1 protein-coding gene is annotated in these 1,126 nt (G+C 35.7%); it reads right to left on the reverse strand.

Going from position 1 to position 1,126, the window contains the following annotated elements:
* Nucleotides 1-88: 88 nt before the first annotated feature.
* Nucleotides 89-877 carry an enoyl-CoA hydratase gene (locus V7183_RS24060; protein WP_335361085.1) on the reverse strand — a complete coding sequence of 263 codons (789 nt, stop codon included), beginning with the start codon at nucleotides 875-877 and terminating at the stop codon, nucleotides 89-91.
* Between the last annotated feature and the right edge of the window lie 249 nt (nucleotides 878-1,126).

Raw genomic sequence — 1,126 nt, forward strand, 5'->3', positions numbered from 1 at the left:
CCCAAAAAGAGGGGTTTTAATTGATGTATACATATCTAAAAAAAGTGCTAACACAATTATACTAAAATGTGCCAGCACTTTCTTCTTTTTATTCTCCTTTAAACACTGGTGGACGCTTTTCTAAAAATGCCGTGATTCCTTCTTTGTGATCGGCCGTTTGTCTCATCGCGTATTGTCCACGCTTTTCAAGTTGCAATGTTTGTTCTAGACTAGAGCGATTCACTTCGCATAAAATTTGCTTCGTTTGAATCATCGCTTTAATTGGTTTTTGCAGCCACTCGTTTATTTTTTGTTTCACAGCCCCTTGGAAGTTTTCTCCGATTACTTCATCAATTAAACCAATGTCTAACGCTTCTGTTGCCGATAGCTTCTTACCTTCCCAAATGATTTGTTTCGCCATATTTTCACCAAGGCGTTTTTGCAGGAAGAAATGACCTCCACCGTCTGGAATTAAAGCGATTCCAATAAAATTCATCGCAATGATGGATGAAATATCAGCCATTACATAATCCGCGGTTAACGCAATGCTTAATCCAAGACCTGCCGTCGGACCATGAATGGCACTAATGACAAGCTTCGGCATTGTATATAATGTAACAACAACTTCAGAAATCGCATTCATGATACCTTCAAATTTGCTTTCATCATTACTTGAAAGCATCGATTTAATATCGCCACCCGCTGAAAAACCGCGACCATTCCCGCATAATACGACAATATGAGCTGAACTTTCAGCAACTTCTTTCAGTTTTTTTGCCAATTCCTTTAAAGTAGGCTCATCTAACGCATTTAATACTTCTGGACGATTTACCATGACCGTTGCCACACGTCCTTCATATTTGACAACTACAGACTCTGCTTTACTTTTTACTTCCATTATATACCCCCTCTTTCTTCCCTAAAGATTATACTTATATAATTATAGAAAGAGGCTCGAAAATCCTTCTTTTTTCTTAATTTTCTGTCTAATTATCGTGAAATTTGTATGTATTGCCGTATAAAACATATTATAATGAAGAAAAATAACTGAATTAGTGTACATTTATCGCCTTTCTTCTTCTATTTACCATTAGAATAAAATAGTGTATTCTTAAGTTTGATGTATCAAAATAAATATAGAAATTCA

It is taken from the genome of Bacillus sp. JJ1127, from assembly GCF_036965845.1.
Taxonomy (GTDB): Bacteria; Bacillota; Bacilli; order Bacillales; family Bacillaceae_G; genus Bacillus_A.